This window comes from Vicinamibacteria bacterium, from assembly GCA_035620555.1.
In the GTDB taxonomy this organism is placed as follows: domain Bacteria; phylum Acidobacteriota; class Vicinamibacteria; order Marinacidobacterales; family SMYC01; genus DASPGQ01.
The window spans coordinates 1-4363 of sequence record DASPGQ010000112.1 but is presented as its reverse complement, the minus strand read 5'-3'; the positions used below and the strand labels follow the sequence as shown (position 1 = coordinate 4363).

Sequence of the window (4363 nt, the reverse complement as noted above, 5' to 3'; positions counted from 1 at the left end):
GAAGCGATAGAGCATCACGAGTCCGGGAATCCCCATAGCCATCGTCGATAGGAAGAACGTCTGCCAGCCAATCGCGTCGACGGCGAAACCGCTCACCGGACCGGCCAGCAGTCTCGGGAGGGCGAAGAGGCTCGAGAAAAGTGCGTATTGGGTGGCGGAGAATCGCTTCTGCGTCATGCGAAGCAACAGAACGAGGAAAGCGCCCGTACCGAGTCCCGACGTCAAGAGCTCGAAGCTGGTGGCCGCATACATCCCAACGAGGTTCGGCCCTTCGAGGCCAGCGAGCAAGAAGTACCCGACGTTCGAGAATATCTGGAGCAGGCCGAAGATCCACAATGAATGCCCGAGACCGACGAGCGTGGTGACCCACCCTCCCATGAACGCTCCCACGATGGTGGCGACCATGCCAACGGTGGAGAGGGCAACTCCCCGGTGATTCGCGTCGTATCCCATGTCGATGAGAAATGGGCGCGTCAGCGCCTGGGCAAGCTGATCGGCGAACTTGTAGAGCAGCACGAAAGCCAGGATCTCGAGCGCCCGGTGGCGAGAGAGAAAGCCGAGAAAAGGCTGCCAGACCGCATCGCGCAAGGTTCTCGGAGGCTGTTGCTTCTCTTCGGGCTCGGGCGCTTTCCACGTCAGAGCCAGCATCGGCACATAGCACAACGCGAGGAGAGCGTTTACGACCCCCCAGCCCCATCGAGCGGCGAGGGTGATCGACAACCCGCCAGCGACCATCATCGCCGCTCGGTACATCGCCGTCTTTGCCCCCACGGCAGCTCCTTGCTCGTCGTCGTGCAAAACTTCCACCGCGTAAGCGTCGTAGGCGATGTCCTGAGTGGCCGACGCCAGTGCGATGGCAAGAGCCAGGGCTCCAACGACCCAGATAGCCTCCGGCCGGTCGCCCACGCCCGCAAGCAACAGACTCGATGCGGCGAGGGCGAGCTGTGCGAGCGCCATCCAGCCGCGGCGACGTCCCCAGAACGCGGGAACGAATCGATCCATGAGCGGCGACCACAAAACCTTGAACGCCCAGGGCGCCTGCGCCAGCGTGAAGAGCCCGACGATGCGGATATCGACGCCGATGCTGCGCATCCAGTCGGGAATCGAGTACCACACGAGACCCAGCGGAAGACCCGAGGAAAAAGACAGAAGGGAGACGGACGCCGTCCGCCAGGACCGCATGGCCCTCGCCAGGCTGTGAAACGCACCGATCTCCTGTTTGGCCAAGCTAGCTCCTCAGTTTATAGAAGCGTTCCACTGCCGCGATTTCCGAAGCTCGCCGCTCCTCGTCCCAGGATAGCTCCTCGGCAACGATGTCCGCGACGCGCTCGAGGCAGGCCCGTCCCGGATGGCCCGCCGTGCCCAGCTCCGTACGGCGCAGAACCACCGACGCGAGATCGCAGGCCATCTCCTCCCGAACCGCGTGCCGAATCTCGCAGGCGAGCACCGGACACTCCACACAGACCTGATTCAATCCACCGGCGGCAAGGACGTCCCGGAAACGCGTGCCGTACGTAAGTGCCAAATGCCGGCGGGTCTCCTCGTCGCCGGGCGCGGTCATGGACCGCACCAGGTCGGTGAACGCCGGCATGTCTCCTCCCCATAGAGGCACCAATCCCGAGCGCGATTCGACGAAGGGCCGTCCAAGGAGAGCCAGGCCCCTGTCTACCGTCTTCGCCGCCACGTCACGTGCGGTGGTGTACTTGACACCGACGACGGAGATCAGCCGTTCGAGGTGAACATCGATTCGGTAGCTCTTGAGTAGTCTCACGCTCCCGTTGCGCGACGACCCTGCCATTGGAAGCAGCCCGCGATGTATCAGGCGAACGTCTTCACGCCGAAGCTCCGCAGTCGGGTATGCGTCGTTTACGTCGTCGATCAGATCCCGGACATCCAATTCGGACGCCTCGAGACCGTCCGGGTCCCCGGTGTGAGGGCCGTGACTCGTGCCCACCAGCGAGACCCCACGCCAGGGTACGAGACAAAGAAACTTGCCGTTTCTCCGGCTCGTGATCCCGAGGGCGAGGCTTTTGACCACCGGACGGGTGACCAGATTCACGGCTTTCGAAAAGCGGAACATCGGGGCACGAGAACGCTCGGTCTTCGCGATGACCCGATCCACCCACGGTCCCGCGGCGTTGACCACCAGCCGGGCTCGAATCTCGAGTCCCGAGGAATCGCTCAGACGATCGCGCGCGGTTACTCCCTGAATCCGCTCGCCTTTCATCAAGAACCCCGTCGCCTCGACGTGGTTCGCCACGACCGCGCCCTCGTTGGCAGCCGACAAGACGAAAGAAAGCGTGAGCCGGTCCGAGTTGTACATTTGCGCGTCGTACCAGAGAATCCCGCCGGTAAGCCCCGAGGGCTCGAGCCCCGGAAAGAGCGCCAGGCATTCGTCACGCGAGACCGATCGACCCGGAGGAAGGTGCTTATCGGGATCCCCGAGCGCCTCGTTTCGATCCCAGCTGATCAGATCGTTCAGGGCGAGTGCGGCCCGCATCATCGAGCGACTTCTTCGGAAGCTTCCACGGTAGGTCGGTACGAGAAAAGGAAGCGGGTGCACGAGGTGGGGGGCGATCGCCAGCAGGGTGCGACGCTCCCTTACCGACTCTCGAATGCGCTTCAGGTCCGCGCTCTGCAGATAGCGAATCCCACCATGAACCGTCTTGAGGCTGTTGAATGACGTTTCCGACCCGAAGTCATTCCTGTCGATGAGAGCGACGCTCAACCCGCGAAGGACGGCGTCCCAGGCGATCGCCGCGCCATATACCCCAGCTCCCACGATCACGAGATCGAACTCCCGGCTGGAGAGGGCGGCGACGTCCCGTTTCATTGAAGAGCCTATAATAACCGTTCGCGATGAATGTGTCGGGCGACGTTCGGCGTTACTGGAACGAGCGAATCCACGATCTCGACATGGCTCGGCACCCGCCGGGGACCCGGGAATTCTTCGCCGATCTGGACGAATACCGATTCGACAAGCTTCGCTACCTTCCGGAGATGATCGACTTCAACGGCTATGGCGGCAAGCGAATCCTGGAAGTCGGCTGCGGCATCGGCATCGATCTCGTGCGCTTCGCCAGAGGCGGCGCCAGGGCGGTGGGAGTCGATCTTTCGACGACGGCAACCGTACTGGCAAAGAAGAACGCCGGGCACTCGGGCGTTGCAGTCCAGCTCACGATCGCCGACGGCGAACGGCTTCCGTATGACGACGAGAGTTTCGACATGGTCTACGGGCACGGCGTGTTGCAATACACGGCCGATCCGAGGCAGATGATCCACGAATGCCGACGAGTTCTCCGTCGAGAGGGTGAGGCGATTTTCATGGTCTACAATCGAATCTCGTGGCTCAATGCCCTGTCGAAGCTCACGAAAGTGGATCTCGAGCATCAAGATGCGCCCGTAATTCGAATGTACTCCATCGCCGAGTTCAGGGATTTGTTGTCGGTTTTCGAGCGGGTTCGGCTCGTTCCCGAGCGGTTTCCGGTGAAATCACGCCTTCACGGCGGTGTAAAAGGGCTGTTGTACAATCGCGGCTTCGTAGGTACCTTCAACCTGCTACCCCGAGCATGGGTGCGGCGTTTCGGCTGGCACCTGATGGCTTTCTGCTCGCGAGCATGACGGACGACAGGTTCTCGCTCTACGATCTGCGAATCACCGTGACGGAGATCGCAGGTCGATCGGTCTGTGGGTTGAAAGTGGGAGATTGGTTCGAAGTGCGCGACAGCAGCCGTCTGGTGCTGCCCGAGGGCGGTCATTTCTGTATTTACGCCCTCGCCGCCGTCCTGCCCCTGATTCCCGCTAAACAGCGCGAGCTTGCCCCGGGAGATTGGCTTCTTTCCGACAGCCTCGTCGCCTGCCCCGACCCCGACGAGCGACTGGTGATGCGCGTAGAGCGAATTGGCAAGAAAGAGCTGTCGAAGAGCGCGCTTACATGAGCTGAACCGCCCCGGCCGACTTCCGTAGACGGTCCGTGAGCCATCCGGCGCTCCGGCGCTCCCTTCTCCCTCGTTCGGCCATTTGCTAATGCAAAAACCGAGTGTCTGGCGTACAATAATTGTTCTCACAAAAAAACGGAACTTACACCATCGGCTGCAGGTGAGGTGCCAACGTGAAGATTCGGGCGAAGCTCCTCGTAACGTTTCTTCCGGTGTGCCTTCTCACCCTTCTGGGTGCCGGCGCTGTGTTCTACCTCGAGGCGCGCTCGTTCCTGCGTAGAGAAGCGCTCAGCCAGCTCGAATCCCTCGCTTCCGTACAGGCGCGTCGCATCGAGGGATTGGTCCGTCGCAGCCACGACGGGATGGCTCTCCTCACGAGTCAGAGGCGCCTTCGCCTGGTGATCCGCGAGTATTCGGCGAGAAGA

The 4363-nt window shown here is 61.9% G+C and carries 5 protein-coding genes; 3 read left to right on the top strand and 2 right to left on the bottom strand.

The genetic code is table 11. The annotated features are described in order from the left end of the window. Together VEK15_04590 and VEK15_04585 are read right to left on the bottom strand one after the other, a co-directional pair. On the bottom strand, positions 1-1227 hold a 1227-nt coding region (locus VEK15_04590; GenBank protein ID HXV59949.1), incomplete at its 3' end, for an MFS transporter. A 1-nt stretch (position 1228) separates the two neighbouring features. Further along, positions 1229-2833 carry a glycerol-3-phosphate dehydrogenase/oxidase gene (locus VEK15_04585; GenBank protein HXV59948.1) on the bottom strand — a complete coding sequence of 535 codons (1605 nt, stop codon included), beginning with the start codon at positions 2831-2833 and terminating at the stop codon, positions 1229-1231. 26 nt (positions 2834-2859) lie between these two features. On the opposite strand from VEK15_04585, the gene VEK15_04580 reads away from it, so the two are divergent. From VEK15_04580 to VEK15_04570, 3 genes are all read left to right on the top strand, one after another. Next, positions 2860-3621 carry a class I SAM-dependent methyltransferase gene (locus VEK15_04580; protein HXV59947.1) on the top strand — a complete coding sequence of 254 codons (762 nt, stop codon included), beginning with the start codon at positions 2860-2862 and terminating at the stop codon, positions 3619-3621. Continuing rightward, on the top strand, positions 3618-3938 hold the full coding sequence (locus VEK15_04575; GenBank protein HXV59946.1) for a TIGR04076 family protein: 321 nt from the start codon (positions 3618-3620) through the stop codon (positions 3936-3938). The genes VEK15_04580 and VEK15_04575 overlap by 4 nt, the downstream gene beginning before the upstream one ends. Positions 3939-4111: 173 nt before the next feature. Continuing rightward, the coding region (locus VEK15_04570; protein HXV59945.1) for a hypothetical protein at positions 4112-4363 on the top strand (252 nt) is incomplete at its 3' end.